The following is a 15,423-nucleotide window of genomic DNA, read 5'->3' as shown; positions in this document are numbered from 1 at the left end:
AATTTTCAAAATTTTAGCATACTAATTGTGTAAAAATTATAAATATGTTTTGTAATCTTAAAGTAATATAGTTTAGGTATAATTTGCCATATTTTTTCAAAGGAGAATTTATGAAAAAAAGAACAAAAATTTTAGCAACACTAGGCCCAGCAAGCCATACTGTAGAGATGATTGAAGGATTGATAAAAGCTGGTGCAAATATGTTTAGATTAAATTTTTCTCATGGAAGCCATGAATATCATTTAGAGACTTTAAATAATATTAAAACTGCTATGAAAAATACTGGAAAAACAGTTGGTATTTTACAAGATATTTCAGGACCGAAAGTAAGAATTGGAGATTTAAAAGAGCCATTTTCTTTAACAAGAGGAGATATCTTAACTTTCGTAAAAGATGAAATTATTGGATATAAAAAAGCTGATAAAGAATATGTTGTATCTATAAATTATCCAGATATTCTAGGCAAAATAAAAGTTGATGAATATATATATTTATATGATGGAATAATTAGAGCAAAAGTTATAAAAGCGGGAGATGAGGTACAAGCAAGAATTGAAAATAATGGTACATTATCTTCTAAAAAAGGTGTAAATTTTCCAAACACTGTAATTGATATTGATGTAATTACAAAAAAAGATGAAAAAGATATTGCTTGGGGAATTGAAAATGAAGTAGATTATTTTGCTATTTCATTTGTTCAAAATGCAAGAGATATGAGAAAAGCTAGAAGTCTTTTAAATGGTTATAAAGGAAAATTAATTGCAAAAATTGAAAAATTTGATGCAGTTGCAAATATCGATGAAATTATAGAATCAAGTGATGGATTGATGGTTGCAAGGGGAGATTTAGGAATTGAAGTTCCATATTATGATGTTCCAACTATTCAAAAAATGCTTATTAAAAAAGCAAATTTAAAAGGAATACCAGTTATTACAGCAACTCAAATGCTTTTATCAATGACTCAAAATGAAAGAGCTACAAGAGCAGAAATTTCTGATGTTGCTAATGCTGTTTTAGATGGAACTGATGTAGTAATGTTAAGTGAAGAGAGTGCAGTTGGAGAAGATCCAATAAATGTTGTTGATACAATGCATAATATTATTGCAAAAACAGAAGGAATCTATGATTATGACAAACAATATAAAATGTCATATTTAGATGAATTTGATGTTATTCAAGCAACAGTTACAAAACTTGCAGATGATTTAGGAGCAGATGGAATCTTGGCACTTACAAGTTCAGGAAAATCAGCTATTAAAATGTCAAGATATAGACCAAAATCTCCAATTTTTACATTTACACATAAGAAAAAAGTGCTTAACTCTTTAACTGCTGTTTGGGGAATAGAACCAGTTGCTGTGATAAAAGAAGCACAAGCATCTAAAATGTTTCAAAAAATGTTAAGAACACTTGATGAAAAAGGCATTTTAAATAGAAAAGGTATTTATGTAGCTACTGTTGGTTATCCAGTTGGAATGCCAGGAAGTACAAATACTATTAAAATTTTAACTCCAAGTGAAATAGAATATTATTTTAACTTTGAAGAGAATAGAAAAAAAGAGAAAGAAGAGAAAAAATCTAAATAAAAAGAGAGATTTCTCTTTTTATTTTTTGATTTTATCAAGTGCAGTTTGAAGTCTTTTAAATCCTTCATCAATTTCTGCTTTTGAGATAGTTAAAGCTGGTAGAAATCTTAAAGTATTATTTCCAGACTTAAGCACCATAACTCCACAATCAAATGCAGTTTTGATTAAAAGAGCTAAAGTATCACCATCTTTTACTCTTAATCCTCTCATAAGTCCTAAACCAACATGAGTTACAAAAATATCTTTATTATTTTCATAAAGTTCATCTAATTTTTTTGTGAAGTGAATAATAGTTTCATCTAATTTTCCACTATCTTTTAACTCTTCTAAAATATCTAAAACTTCAAGTCCTGTTGATGTAACAAGATAGTTTCCTCCAAAAGTACTTCCATGGTCACCAGCACTCCAAATATCTTTGTGAGTTGTTAAAACTGCACCTATTGGAACACCACCACCTAAACCTTTTGCTAAAGTTATAATATCTGGCTCAATTTCATAAAGGTTAGAAGCTAAGAACTCTCCTGTTCTAAAAATCCCTGTTTGAACTTCATCAACTATCAGTAAAATATTATTATCTTTTAGAAATTTTGCTAACTCTTGAATTTTATCTTTTGGAAATGGAAAAACTCCACCTTCTCCTTGTACAAGTTCTATCATAACTGCAACTGTTTCATCATCAATTGCATTGTAAACATCATCAATAGCATTAAATGAAAAACCTTCTGGATAAGGAGCAAATTTACTTTGATGAAATGAACTTTGTCCCGTTGCTTTAACTGTTGTTATTGTTCTTCCATGGAAAGAATTTTCTAAAGTTATGATTTTATATTTTTTATTTTCAAATTTTGTTTCACCATAAGTTCTAGCTATTTTAATTGCACCTTCATTTGCTTCTGCACCACTATTTGAAAAAAATGTTCTTACATCATAACCACTTAATTCTTTTATCTTTTTTGCTAATTTTGCTTGTGGTTCTATTGCATATAAATTTGAAGTGTGAGTTAGATTTGATACTTGTTCAAAGATTTTTTGAGCAACTTTTTTGTTCCCATGACCAACACTAACTACTCCAATTCCTGAAGTAAAATCTATATAATCTTTATTATTATCATCAAATAAAGTTGCATTTATACCTTTTTTAAAATTTACATAATTTCTTGCATAAGTATGAAGTACATACTCTTTGTCCATTTGTTCTAAATTTTCCATATTATCTTTCCTAATTTATTATTATTTTTGTGAAATTATATCTATAAAAGAGTTAAAAAATTACTCAATTACAGCCTCTCTGTAATATCTGTTTAAATCAAATAATCCATATTCTAAAGGATCTGATTTTTTAAATTCATTGCTAAACCAATCAAAAACTGTCCAAAACTCTGGATTAGCCCTATTTATTACATAATCTTTGATTTTTTCTTTACCTTCTATATGTTTTGAATAATTTTTCATTAAATCAAAAAAATCACCTAAATCATCTTGTTTTACAACAGCAAACATATTTGGATAAGAACTAATAAATCCCTCAACAAAATCTATATCATCTTTTGAAGGATCTAATCTTGAATCTTCATCAAACATCAAAGCAACATTTTTATGCCACCTGTTAATTACCATTGAATATATTAGATTTTCTCCATTATTCATCATTATTTTTATTAAAATTACATTTGCATCTTTTTGTGTAAAGTGTTTTATAACATCAACACTATTTGGAGTAGCCAGAGATTTTAGTGTTTCTTCAATCTCTTTTTTTGTGTTATAAACTTTTTTAATTGGTGTTGGTTTATACCAATTTTCTAAAAAGTTTATAGAATCTCTTTTTGTATTTGTATAATCTAATACCATATTTGCAAATTCATATTTATAATCAGTTGAATAATATTTTATATTTGTTTCATTGTTTGAAGGTGTGTAAACTGTAAGATATTGTGCCAACCAACCTTCATACCAAGAGTTAAAATAGTTTAATCTACTTTTTTGAGGTAAAAATTCTAAAAAATTACTTTCACCTTCAACTCTTAATCTATCCATATGCGTTCGTACTAATAACTGATGAGCAGTATTTCCAAATACATCAAATCCAGCAACAAGAGAATAATAAATTCGCTCTAAAAGTGGGAAGTCAATTACCCAAAGAGTTTTTGGAATACTTCCTAATGCTCCATAATGAAGTGATGCTGAATCAAAATGTCTATATACAGTTAAAATAGAGTCATTTTTTTCACTTTTTCTTATATATTCAAGTTTCATTCCATCAGGATAATATTTTTTATAGATTTTTGCTCTATACTCTTCATACTTTTTCGTATCAACTTCTCTTCCTAGATTTTTAAAAGTTTCATAAAGGCTAGGATCTTCTCCTAATTGATTTGGAATACTAAGTGCTTTTAAATTATCTTTTAAAAAATTTTTATCTTTTACACTTAGATCATAATTTGGGTCTAAAAACATTACCCAAAAGTGATCTTGTATAACATTGAGTGCAATTTGTCCTTTGCAAACAGGTCCTTTAATAAAAGTATTGATTATAAAATATATATCTTCAAGTAAAAACTTATATCTACTACTTGGTGGAATTTGTTTGAATACTTCAAGAGCATTTGGAGCTAAACTTACATCATAAGATGGAATATATGGCTCTTCTTCCCAAAGAGGTTTTATAAAAATATCATTATAGAATTTCAATTTTTCATCATTTATTTTATAAATCATATGGGTTTTATGGACTATTGTTGATTCAATTTTTTGTAATCTATAATAAAATGGTTCTTTTACTTCATCATAAGGAAATCTTGTAGGAATTATTTTAGGTTTTTGTCCTGTTGGTGTACTTGAACGAATAAGTTCAAAGAAATTTCCACTTTTTTCATCAAAATAAATATGCGCTAAAAATAGGTGTTCATATATATATCTTGCAGTTACTTTATGTTTTATATCAGAAGTATTTAAAAAATCTTCAAATTTTTTAATTTGAGCATTTTCAAAAGCTGTAAAAACTCCTTTTTTTGTATCATCAATAGCACCACTATCAAGCCAAGTCATCAAAAGATTATATTCATCTTTTTGTAAGGCTGGAAAACCATACGGCATACCTTTATGAGGATTATCATCAAAAAATTCTTCTAATTCATCTTTATTTTTTACACAAGTTAGTTCGTCAGTTTCAGGTGAATATGCTCCCAAATTTAAAGGATTAACTTCTTTTTGAAAAAGATATTGCATCATAATAGAAGCATTTGATTCTTCTAATTTATCAACCATTGAATTAAAACCTTTTTTTCTCCAACTAGAAGTATTTAGTGCATCAACAAAAAGTCTAGTTGGGTTTGCAGCATTTATTCTATTTGCATAAACATCAACTTTTGAACTTCCTCTATCAAGTCCATCAAAAGAATCAAGTTTTAACTGACAAGGTGAGTTATAACATGAGTGACAAGATACACATCTACTATCTAAAATAGGTTTTATATCTTTTGAAAAAGATATTTTTTTATCTACCTTATCATACTTTACTGGTTCTAAAGGCTTTACAGAACAAGCTACAAAAAATAGTGAAAAAATAAAAATAAGTACAATTTGAAATTTCATAAAAAATCCTAGAAGTATTAGTAATATTCATTATACAAAAAATTTTTTTTTAAAGTGCTTTTTGATAATATCCAAACTAAAATTAAAGGAAAAATATGCAACATCTTATCAGAACTTCAGATTTTACAAAAGAGGAAATTTTAGATATTTTTAAAGATGCAAGAGGTTTTTTAGATTTTAAACCTTGCGAAATCTTAAAAGGTAAAATTATAGTAACTTTGTTTTTTGAAAACTCAACAAGAACAAGAAGTTCATTTGAAATTGCAGCAAAAAGATTGGGAGCTGAAATTGTAAACCTTGATGTTGGAACTTCATCAACTAAAAAAGGTGAAACAATGTATGATACAGTTGCAAATATAAACGCGATGGGACCAGATGCTATTGTTATTCGACATAGTGAATGTGGATTACCTGAAAGTTTAATTGGTTATGTTGATTGTCCTATTATAAATGCAGGTGATGGAAGACATTCTCATCCAACACAAGCTTTTTTAGATTTATTTACAATTTATGAACATTTTAATGGACAAACTGAAGGTAAAAAAATAGCAATTGTTGGAGATGTTAGAAACTCAAGAGTTGCAGGAAGTAATAGAAGACTTTTACCTAGATTTGGAATAGATGTAAATTTAGTTGCTCCTGATTGTTTTAAATATGAAGGAGATGAATTTAAACAATTTAACACAATAGCAGAAGTAATTGATGATATGGATGTTGTTATGAGTTTAAGAAGTCAATTAGAAAGACATAACATAACTTATTTTGAATCTTTACAAGAGTATGCAAAAGATTTTTGTATAACACCTGAATTAATGGAAGGAAGAAATTTCTTACTTTTACATCCAGGACCAGTTAATAGAAATATTGATATTAGTGATGAAGTTTTAAAAGATCCAAGATGTAAAGTTTTAGAGCAAGTTAGAAATGGAGTTGCAGTAAGAGCAGCAATACTTAAAAAGTTAATTTTAAATAATAAAAATTGAATAAAAAGATAATAGAAGAGCAGATAAATAAATTTGGCTTTGAAAAAGAGCCATTTTTATTTTTAATCTCTTATGATTTTAAAAAATTCTATATAGAAAAACTCTCAAACCTTTCGAATCAAATCAAATATGAAATAAATCAAAAAGAGACAAAAAGTAATAAAAGAGTAGATTTGGAAAAATTTCCTATAACTTTTGAAGAGTATAAAAAAAAGTTTGATGTTTTACAAGAAGAGATAAAAGAAGGTAATAGTTATCTTTTAAATCTTACAGCAAAAACGAAAATTAGAACAGCACTTAATTTAGAAGAGATTTACAAAAATACAAAAAGTATGTTTAAATTAAAAGTTCATATTAAAGATGAGAATTTTGTATGTTTTAGTCCTGAAAAATTTGTAGAGATAAAAAATAGTAAAATTTTTACTTATCCTATGAAAGGAACTATTGATGCAAATATAAAAGATGCAAAAATAAAGATCTTAGAAAATCAAAAAGAGTTAGCAGAACATACAATGGTTGTTGATTTACTCAGAAATGATTTAGGAATAATTGGTTCAAATGTAAAAGTTGAAGATTTTAGATATGTGGATATTATAAATGCAGGAAATAAAGAACTTTTACAAGTAAGTTCAAAAATCTCTGCAACTTTACAATCAAATTGGCTTGAAACTTTGGGCACAACTATGATTTCACTTCTTCCAGCAGGAAGTATAACAGGAACACCAAAGAAAAAAACAGTTGAAATTTTGGAAAATGTAGAGAAGTATGAAAGAGAGTTTTATACTGGAATTTTTGGAATATTTGATGGAAATGATTTTGATAGTTATGTTTTAATAAGATATATTGAAGAAAAAAATGGTGAATTATTTTATAAAAGTGGTGGTGGAATAACTTGTGATAGTGATGTTTTTTTAGAATATGAAGAACTTCTTGATAAGATTTATTTACCATTTTAAAAGGAACAATATGCAGTATTTTGAAACAATCAAATGTGAAGATTTTGAAGTTTTTAATTTAGATTACCATCAAAAAAGAGTTGCAAATACAATAGGTTTAAATATAAATCTACAAGAGTATATTAATCCAATTTCAGAAGAATTATTAAGATGTAAACTTATTTATGATGAAAATGGAGTTGTTGATGTTTTATATTTTTCTTATAAAAAAAGAGAGATAAAAAGCTTTAAAATCATTTCTGATAATGAAATAGAATATTCAAAAAAATATTTAAATAGAGCAAAACTAGATGAGTTATATGAAAAAAGAGATGATTGTGATGAGGTAATTATTATAAAAAATGAGATAGTTACAGATACAACAATTGCAAATATTGCTATATTTTACGAAAATTCTTGGATTACTTCAAAAAATTGTTTATTGGGTGGGACTACAAGAGCAAGATTGCTTGAAGAAAAAAAATTAATTGAAAAAGATATAACTTTGGATATGTTAAAAAATGCTTCAAAAGTTGCTTTAATGAATGCAATGATAGGTTTTGATGAAATAAAAGATTTTAAAATTAAAGAAGAGATTTAACTCTTCTTTAAAAAGCAAGTAAGAAGTACAATTTTTACTCCGTTTACTCTTCCTTCTATTTGTTCAGGATTTGAAGTTAGCGAGATATTTCTAACTGCAGTTCCTCTTTTTGCAGTAAATCCAGCACCTTTTACTTCTAAATCTTTGATGATTGTAACTGTATCACCAGCTTGTAAAATAACACCGTTTGAGTCTTTATGAACTATTGAATCATCAATAGCTGAAATACCAGCATCTGCCCAAGCTTTTTCCTCATCTTCTAAATACATCATATCAAGTGAATCTTGATTTCCAAGTTTTTTTAGCATTCTATATGTTGCTACTTTTACTGCTGGAATTTCGCTCCACATTGAATCATTTAAACAAAACCAATGATTAGCATCTATTTTAGAATCATCTTCAAATTGTTCTTTGCATTTAGCGCACAAAAGTACACATTGTTCAGCACTTCCATCGCTTGGTGAGATTTCATATACACTTAAATCATTAGGAGATTTACAAAGTTCACATGAAGACTCACTTCTATTTATTAGTTCTTGTTCTATGCTCATAATCACCTCTTTTTAAAAAATAAGCCTCGATTATATCACAATTAGTTATAATCCCTTATGAAATATTTAAGCCATTATCCAAAGCATCTGCAAGAGCAAGTTCAAAGTTTGTGTGAAAAAAATCAACTAACTTCTTATATAAAATCGAAATATCCAAATTCTCATTCTTATACAAGTGATAAAGCTTTATATGATTATGTAATGGATTTTAAAAATGAGTATTTTAAAAAATATCAAATCTCAAAAGTATTATATGATGGGAAAATAAATGTCATAAACAATGCACTTGGAATGCACACATTTGTTTCAAGAGTTCAAGGTGGAAAATTAAAATCAAAAAATGAAATAAGAGTTGCAACTATTTTTAAAAATATGCCTGAAGAGTTTTTAAAAATGATTGTTGTTCACGAATTATCTCATTTTAAAGAAAAAGAGCACAATAAAAGTTTTTATGATATGTGCTGTTATATGATGCCAAATTATCATCAAATGGAGTTTGATCTGAGAGTTTATTTAACACACATTGATAAGTTTGGAAAGATTTATTAAACTAAAAGGTATAAATAATAATGGAATTTACAGTTGAGATATTTTTGCTTCTTTTTTTTGTAGCTTTTATAGCAGGATTAATTGATACTATTGCTGGTGGCGGTGGATTATTAACTATACCTACACTTTTATATGTTGGAATACCACCTGCTACTGCACTTGCAACAAATAAACTTCAAGCAACTTTTGGTTCATTTACAGCAGCAATGTATTTTATAAGAAAAAAAATGGTTAATATCAAAGAGATAAAATTGATGCTTATACTTACTTTTTTAGGAGCTATTTTAGGTGTATTTACTCTTTTACAAATTGATGCTTTTATTTTAAAACAAGTTATTCCAATTTTACTTATAATAATTGGATTTTATTTTTTATTTTCTCCTAGTGTTGGAGCAATTGATAAAGAAAAACGAATTTCAATTATAGTTTTTAGTTTTACATTAGCTTTTGGTGTAGGTTTTTATGATGGTTTTTTTGGTCCAGCAACTGGTTCATTTTTTGCAATAGGATTTATAGCTTTATTAGGATTTAATTTAACAAAAGCAACAGCACATGCAAAGGTATTAAATTTTGTTAGTAATATATCTTCTTTGTGCTTTTTTATGTTTTTTGGCAAAATTTATTGGAGTATTGGATTATGTATGGGAGTTGGACAAATATGTGGAGCTTTAATAGGTGCAAGATTAGTTCTTAAAAATGGACAAAAGATTATTCGACCAATTATTGTTATTATTAGTTTTGCAATTTCTATTAAACTATTCTTCTCATAAATTGATTTAAATCATTAAAATAGAGTAGTTTTTTCATTAATATAACTTTTCAATTTAAAAAAAAGTTATAAAATGAAAAGATTTTTTAAACAATTTAAAAAAATAAACTCTGAAAATTTAGATAAGTCAAATATGCTTTGGTCATGGATTGGCTCATTTTTAGGAATTTTTGCAATTTCATATTTTCATAAAAATTTTTTAGATGATACAGATTTGACTTTAGTTTTAGGTTCATTTGGTGCAAGTGCTGTTTTAATTTATGGAGCAGTTAATTCGCCTCTTGCTCAGCCTAAAAATTTAATTGGTGGACATATTATTTCAGCTATTATTGGAGTTATATCTTTTAAATTATTTTCTCAAAATATGTTTTTTGCAACTGCTTTTGCTGTTTCAACTTCAATTTTAGTTATGCAATTAACTCTTACTTTGCATCCACCAGGTGGAGCAACAGCATTAATCGCAGTAATTGGAAGTGAACAAATACATGAATTAGGATTTTTTTATGTTTTGATTCCTGTTACTTCAGGAGCTTTTATTTTATTAATTATTGCGATGATAGTAAATAATATACCAAATAACAGAGCTTATCCAGAATCACTTAAAATATTTCTAGATAAGCATTTTAGTAGGAAAAAGTAGTCTTAATAAAGTACAACTTTTATACTATCTAAGCCTTTGTAATTTGCAAATTCATCAATCAAATTTGCAAGTTGTAAAACATCACTATTTCTCATTCTAATACAGCCAGCAGACTCTTTTGTCCCAATTGTTTTTTCATTTAAAGTCCCATGGATTCTATATGTACTTTTACCATCAACTATATGAGTAAGGTTTATTTTTGCTGCCCCCATATAGTTATATTTATGACCAGAAGGAACAACTTTTGGCAAAATTATCCCTTTTTTTTCAAAACTTTTTAAAGTATCTTCTGTTGGATACCAAACAGGATCCAATGAAACTTGAGAAATTTTACCAACACCAAATGGTTTTTTTACACTATCTTTTCCTGTTGAAACAATATAAGTTTGTATATCTTTTAAATGATTATTAATTTTTGCTTTTACTTTCATAATATTTGTAGCTGAATCAACTTCTATAATCATTTGTTGAAAATTTTGAACATTTGTTAAATCATTATTTATAGGTTTTATAACTTTTTTTTCATGACTTTTTGTAGGATGTTCTATTTTATTTGCTTTATCAAATTCATCCATACTTATTTGTTTTAATTCTTCTTTATCATTTTCATCTAAGGTATTATCATCTTCTCCAGAATCGTCAATATTGTTTTGATTTGATACTTCTTGAGTTTGTTTTATCTCTTTTTTTTCTACTGGTTTATTTTCATTATAAGGATAAAATCCAACTAGTTCCAAATTATCAGGTATTGCAGATACAAGAGGAATTAGTGATTCTTGATTCTGAACTTTTTTAGGTTCTTTTTTCATCTCTTCTTGTTTTACTACAATCTCTTTTATTTCTGATTTAATATTTTGAGTTGGTTGTTCATTTACATCAATATATAGTTTTCTTTTATTTATCTGTTTTACAATTTTTTCATCAATTTGTTTTATAAAAGGATTTTGTTGTTTTACATAAGCTGAAGCATTTTTTATCGTAACTTTTGCTATTTCTTTATCTTCATAAATATTTAAGTATGTATGAAATTTATTATTCTCTTTTACAATAAAAACATCACCAATTGTTTTTTCAAAAATATTCTTTTTACAAGCTAAAGCATTTTCCAAATTTGAAGTTGTACAAACAGATATCGTATATTTTTCATCTTGTGCATATCCCAACAAAACGTAAAAAATAGGTAACATAAATAGAATTTTTTTAAACATAGTTTTCTTTCTTTAAAAATTTTTCGTATTTTACTCTTAAATTGATATAAATTTATTTATATAGGCAAATTATGTTAGAATAAATCCAATTTTAAAATTTATAAGGATTATTTATGTTTATAGAAGATGATTTTATTGAACTAAATTCAAAATTTTATACGACTTGTAAACCAACTTCAAGAATTGTAACTTTACTTAGTGTTCCAATCGTACTTTTTATAGCAGTTTTACTTTGTTACATAGGAATTTTTCCTTTAAATGTAGAAATTCATAGTGTGATTTTAATTGGAATTATACTTTTTATTTATCTATTTTTTGTAAAACATAATGCCTATTATGTTTCTTGCAAGTTTAAAACTCAATATGAAGATTTAGCATATAATTTAAAAGAGTATATAAATAACAATCTTTTAACTATTGGTGAAACAACAAAAGCAAATGGAAGTGTTGATGATTTTTTACAAGATTATACAAGCAATATTAGAAATACAAATTTATCAACTATTGCAAGTGGAATTTTCCCAACATTAGGGATTTTAGGAACATTTATTTCTATTGCTTTATCTATGCCAGATTTTACAGCTGGAACAACACAAGCTTTAGAGTCTGAAATTACAGTTTTACTTGGTGGTGTAGGAACGGCTTTTTATGTTTCTATTTATGGGATTTTTTTATCTATTTGGTGGATATTTTTTGAGAAATTTGGAATGAGTAGATTTGACCATGATAGTTTTGTAATAAAAGAGAGTACAAAAAGTTTCTTTTGGACAAGAATAGATATTGAATCAATTCATATAAAAAGTAATTTAGACAACTTTACAAAAATGAGTAATGTATTCAATCAACTAACATCAAGTGATATTTTAGAAACAATCAATAATTCAATAGAAAGAAGATTTAAAGCTTTAGATGAATTATTAAATAAAGAGTTGATTTTATCTTCAAAACTTGATGAAAATATACAAATGTTAAATAGCATGTCAAAAGATATAAGTTCTACACTAAATAGTTTTGAAAAACAAAAAAATCTATATACTTTAAGTGCAGAGTTATTAAATGCAAATATTATAAAACTAAACTCTCATATGGATAATTTAAGTAGTGAAAATCTAAAATCGATATATACAAATATTGTAAAAAGTATTGAAACTATGAAAAATGATATGGAAAAAATTGAGTGGAAGTTTAAAAAAGAGATTGATGAATATGATGAAAAAATAACACATAAATTACAAAATTCATTAGAACTGATTGATGTTGAAACATCAAAAATTGTAAAAGATTTGAGTGAATTTAAAGAGTTATCAAAGTAGTAAAAAATGTATAAAAAAAATCAAAACAATGATGAAAACTTTTGGATATCTTATGCTGATTTAATGGCAGGATTACTTTTTGTTTTTATTTTAGTAATTGGAGCTATTGTAATAAAATATGTTTATGCTCAAAATAGTTTGGAAAGTAGTGAAGAAGCAAAATCTCAACTTTTTTATGAATTGGCAAAAACAAAAAATCTATATGAAACAACAAAAGATGAACTAGATAAAGCAAAAAATGAGATAAATTTAAAACTTAGTGAAATAGAAAAATTAAAAGCTTTATTATTAGAATATGAGCTTAATTCTAAAGATGAAAAAGATAAAAATGAAAAACTAGCTTTAGAGCTTAGTGACAAAACAAATTTGATTAGTTTAAAAGATGATGAGTTAAAACTTCTTGCTGATAAACTTTTGGTGCTTACACAAGTTCATCAAAAAATGGTTGAAGAGTTTGATATAGCAAAACTAAAAATCAAAACTTTAACTGGTATAAAATTAAACGTTATATCAAAACTTAGAGAAAAACTTGGAAAATCTATAAACATAGATGAAAAAAGTGGTGCAATTAAATTTTCTTCAAATATTTTATTTGACCAAAACTCTTATATATTAAAAGAAGAATCAAAAAAAGAATTAAGTACAGTTTTAAGACAGTATTTAAATACTTTACTTGATGATAAAGAGATAAAAAAATATATAGAAAGTATTACTATTGAAGGTCATACAAATAGTGATGGAACTTATTTGAGTAATTTACAACTATCTCAACAAAGAGCACTTGCCGTTATGCAGTTTTTATATGAGTCAAATATTATTGATAAAAAACTTTTAGGAACTTATGTAAATTCTAGTGGGAGAAGTTCTGCTGATTTGATTTTAAAAGATGGGGTTGAAGATAAAGATGCTTCAAGAAGAATAGAGATTAAATTTACTATAAAAAATGAAGAAGCTATGAAAGAGATTCAAAATTTTTTAGGTGAGAAAAAAGAGTGAAAGAGTATCTTTATAAACCAACAAATCTTGAAGAGTTATCAAAAGATATAAGTTCAAAGCTTGAAAAAAAGAAATTATCTTTTTTTCAAAAGCTTTTTAGATTTTTCTTTAGAAGATAAAATAATTTATAAAAAAAGTAAGGAAGAAATTACAAGTTAATTTCTAGTAAATTTATTATTTAAGTAATTTTAATATAGTATTTAAACTCTTTATATTAAAAGGATATTTGTGAATAAACTTCTAAAATTTACTGAGCACCCAATTTTATCTGGAATTATAGTTTTAATGATAGGTGGTGGAAGTATTAGTTTAACAGGATTTGATGTATTTTGGCAATATATAAAAACTGTCTTTAATTATTCTATTGATGGAATACTTTTTATTCTATTATATGAAGTTTCAATATGGAAATTAATTATAGTTTTTATTTTATTAATAATATGTTTATTGATATATGTAAAATCACAAAGAAATTTACTTAATGAAGAATTAACCGAATTAGAGATTAAGATACTTAAAATTTTTGATCAAGAAATAAATTTTTGTAGAGAAATTGATATCATAGAAATTTCTCGATCAATAAACACTGGTGATATATTAAGTGTTGAAGATGCTGTCTTAAATTTAACACATACTTTAAATTATTTAAATCGTATTGATAGATCTAGGCAAAATACAAAATTCACACTAAATGGATATGGTCGAAAATATATATTAAAAAATTTTCGTTAAGTTACTAGGAATATAACTTATCAAGTAAAAATTAATTTACTTGATAAAATCTTCTATATTTTTAGCAACCATATTTACAAGTCTTGTTCTAGCTTCTATACTTGCCCATCCAATATGTGGAGTTAATAAAAGTCTATCTTTATTTTTTACTTTTAAAAGAGGATTTGATTCTTCTACTGGCTCTTTTGAAACAACATCTATTCCGCAATAAATCTCTTTTTCATCAATAAGTTTTGCTAAACCATTTTCATTTATAATTCCACCACGACCAAGATTTAGTAAAATTGCTCCATCTTTCATATTTTTCATATTTTCATAAGTTAAAAGATTTTTTGTATTTTCATTTAAAGGTGCATGAATAGAGATAATATCACTAGTTTTAAGTAATTCTTCTAAACTTATACTTTTGTATTCACTATTACTATTTTTTCCACTAGTTGAATAATATACAACTTCACAATCAAAAGCTTTAGCTTTTTTTGCAAAGTTTTTCCCAATTTCTCCAAGTCCAATAATTCCAACTCTTTTTTTATCAAGTTCAAAAAATGGCTCATCAATATGAGTAAATAGTTCATTTTTTTGCCAATTTCCTTCATCTACATATTTTTTATAATAATTTAGTTTTTGTACAAAATATAAAATCATTGAAAATCCTACTTGTACAACGCTTGATGTTGAATATCCAGCAACATTTTTAACTGCTATATTTTTTTCTTTTGTATATTCTAAATCTACATTATTCATACCAGTTGCTGTTATACAAATAAGTTTAATGTTTGAATTATCTATTTCATTTTTTCCAATAACTACTTTATTTGTAAGAACAATATCAGCATTTTTTACTCTTTGAGCTGTTTCATTTTCTTTTGTAGAGTCGTAAGATGTAACATTTCCAAATTTTGAAAAAATATTAACATCAATATCAAATCCTAAAGTTGCTCTATCCAAAATAACTATTTGCATTTCTTA

16 protein-coding genes are annotated in these 15,423 nt (G+C 25.9%); 11 read left to right on the top strand and 5 right to left on the bottom strand.

From position 1 onward, the window contains the following. Positions 1 to 110 precede the first annotated feature (110 nt). Complete coding sequence (gene pyk / locus B0175_RS02485) at positions 111 to 1,586, top strand: pyruvate kinase (RefSeq protein WP_108527131.1); 1,476 nt, start codon at positions 111 to 113, stop codon at positions 1,584 to 1,586. An 18-nt stretch (positions 1,587 to 1,604) separates the two neighbouring features. Here the strand turns inward: pyk and B0175_RS02480 are convergent, their stop codons facing one another. Next, the gene (locus B0175_RS02480) at positions 1,605 to 2,795 is read right to left on the bottom strand and encodes an aspartate aminotransferase family protein (RefSeq protein ID WP_108527130.1); all 1,191 of its coding nucleotides are present in this window, start codon (positions 2,793 to 2,795) and stop codon (positions 1,605 to 1,607) included. A 60-nt stretch (positions 2,796 to 2,855) separates the two neighbouring features. Then, entirely contained in the window at positions 2,856 to 5,177 is a 2,322-nt protein-coding gene (locus tag B0175_RS02475) for a fatty acid cis/trans isomerase (protein ID WP_108527129.1), read from the bottom strand. Between the two features lie 95 nt (positions 5,178 to 5,272). Between B0175_RS02475 and B0175_RS02470 the strand changes: the two genes are divergently transcribed. The 3 genes from B0175_RS02470 to B0175_RS02460 are packed head-to-tail and all read left to right on the top strand — an operon-like array spanning position 5,273 to position 7,696. Next, positions 5,273 to 6,160, top strand: coding sequence for an aspartate carbamoyltransferase catalytic subunit (locus B0175_RS02470; protein WP_108527128.1), 888 nt, complete (start codon positions 5,273 to 5,275; stop codon positions 6,158 to 6,160). After that, positions 6,157 to 7,116 (top strand): aminodeoxychorismate synthase component I, encoded by a 960-nt coding sequence (locus B0175_RS02465; protein ID WP_108527127.1) that lies wholly within the window; start codon positions 6,157 to 6,159, stop codon positions 7,114 to 7,116. Before B0175_RS02470 ends, B0175_RS02465 begins: the two co-directional genes overlap by 4 nt. A gap of 10 nt (positions 7,117 to 7,126) precedes the next feature. After that, positions 7,127 to 7,696 (top strand): aminotransferase class IV family protein, encoded by a 570-nt coding sequence (locus B0175_RS02460; protein WP_210004237.1) that lies wholly within the window; start codon positions 7,127 to 7,129, stop codon positions 7,694 to 7,696. On the opposite strand, the gene B0175_RS02455 is transcribed toward B0175_RS02460, so the two are convergent. Next, positions 7,693 to 8,247 (bottom strand): PhnA domain-containing protein, encoded by a 555-nt coding sequence (locus B0175_RS02455; RefSeq protein WP_108527125.1) that lies wholly within the window; start codon positions 8,245 to 8,247, stop codon positions 7,693 to 7,695. The genes B0175_RS02460 and B0175_RS02455 overlap by 4 nt on opposite strands. 57 nt (positions 8,248 to 8,304) lie before the next feature. Between B0175_RS02455 and B0175_RS02450 the strand changes: the two genes are divergently transcribed. From B0175_RS02450 to B0175_RS02440, 3 genes are all read left to right on the top strand, one after another. After that, a complete protein-coding gene (locus tag B0175_RS02450; protein ID WP_004510322.1) occupies positions 8,305 to 8,796 on the top strand; it encodes a YgjP-like metallopeptidase domain-containing protein in 492 nt (163 codons plus the stop codon). Positions 8,797 to 8,816: 20 nt separating this feature from the next. After that, a complete protein-coding gene (locus tag B0175_RS02445) occupies positions 8,817 to 9,566 on the top strand; it encodes a TSUP family transporter (protein ID WP_108527124.1) in 750 nt (249 codons plus the stop codon). Positions 9,567 to 9,638: 72 nt separating this feature from the next. Beyond that, on the top strand, positions 9,639 to 10,205 hold the full coding sequence (locus tag B0175_RS02440) for an HPP family protein (protein WP_020847287.1): 567 nt from the start codon (positions 9,639 to 9,641) through the stop codon (positions 10,203 to 10,205). 2 nt (positions 10,206 to 10,207) lie between these two features. Here B0175_RS02440 and B0175_RS02435 read toward each other — a convergent pair whose 3' ends face one another. Next, entirely contained in the window at positions 10,208 to 11,413 is a 1,206-nt protein-coding gene (locus tag B0175_RS02435; protein WP_108527123.1) for a L,D-transpeptidase, read from the bottom strand. 113 nt (positions 11,414 to 11,526) lie between these two features. Between B0175_RS02435 and B0175_RS02430 the strand changes: the two genes are divergently transcribed. From B0175_RS02430 to B0175_RS02420, 4 genes are all read left to right on the top strand, one after another. Next, on the top strand, positions 11,527 to 12,726 hold the full coding sequence (locus B0175_RS02430) for a MotA/TolQ/ExbB proton channel family protein (protein WP_046998179.1): 1,200 nt from the start codon (positions 11,527 to 11,529) through the stop codon (positions 12,724 to 12,726). A 6-nt stretch (positions 12,727 to 12,732) separates the two neighbouring features. Continuing rightward, entirely contained in the window at positions 12,733 to 13,722 is a 990-nt protein-coding gene (locus tag B0175_RS02425) for an OmpA family protein (RefSeq protein WP_108527122.1), read from the top strand. Then, complete coding sequence (locus tag B0175_RS11345) at positions 13,719 to 13,841, top strand: hypothetical protein (RefSeq protein ID WP_265735061.1); 123 nt, start codon at positions 13,719 to 13,721, stop codon at positions 13,839 to 13,841. Before B0175_RS02425 ends, B0175_RS11345 begins: the two co-directional genes overlap by 4 nt. Before the next feature lie 109 nt (positions 13,842 to 13,950). After that, complete coding sequence (locus B0175_RS02420) at positions 13,951 to 14,454, top strand: hypothetical protein (RefSeq protein ID WP_108527121.1); 504 nt, start codon at positions 13,951 to 13,953, stop codon at positions 14,452 to 14,454. Between the two features lie 36 nt (positions 14,455 to 14,490). Here the strand turns inward: B0175_RS02420 and B0175_RS02415 are convergent, their stop codons facing one another. Continuing rightward, positions 14,491 to 15,417, bottom strand: coding sequence for a D-2-hydroxyacid dehydrogenase (locus B0175_RS02415; protein WP_108527120.1), 927 nt, complete (start codon positions 15,415 to 15,417; stop codon positions 14,491 to 14,493). Between the last annotated feature and the right edge of the window lie 6 nt (positions 15,418 to 15,423).

The organism is Arcobacter lacus (genome assembly GCF_003063295.1).
Taxonomy (GTDB): domain Bacteria; phylum Campylobacterota; class Campylobacteria; order Campylobacterales; family Arcobacteraceae; genus Aliarcobacter; species Aliarcobacter lacus.
Note: the sequence above shows the minus strand (reverse complement) of the source record. Positions and strands in the feature narration are given on the sequence as shown.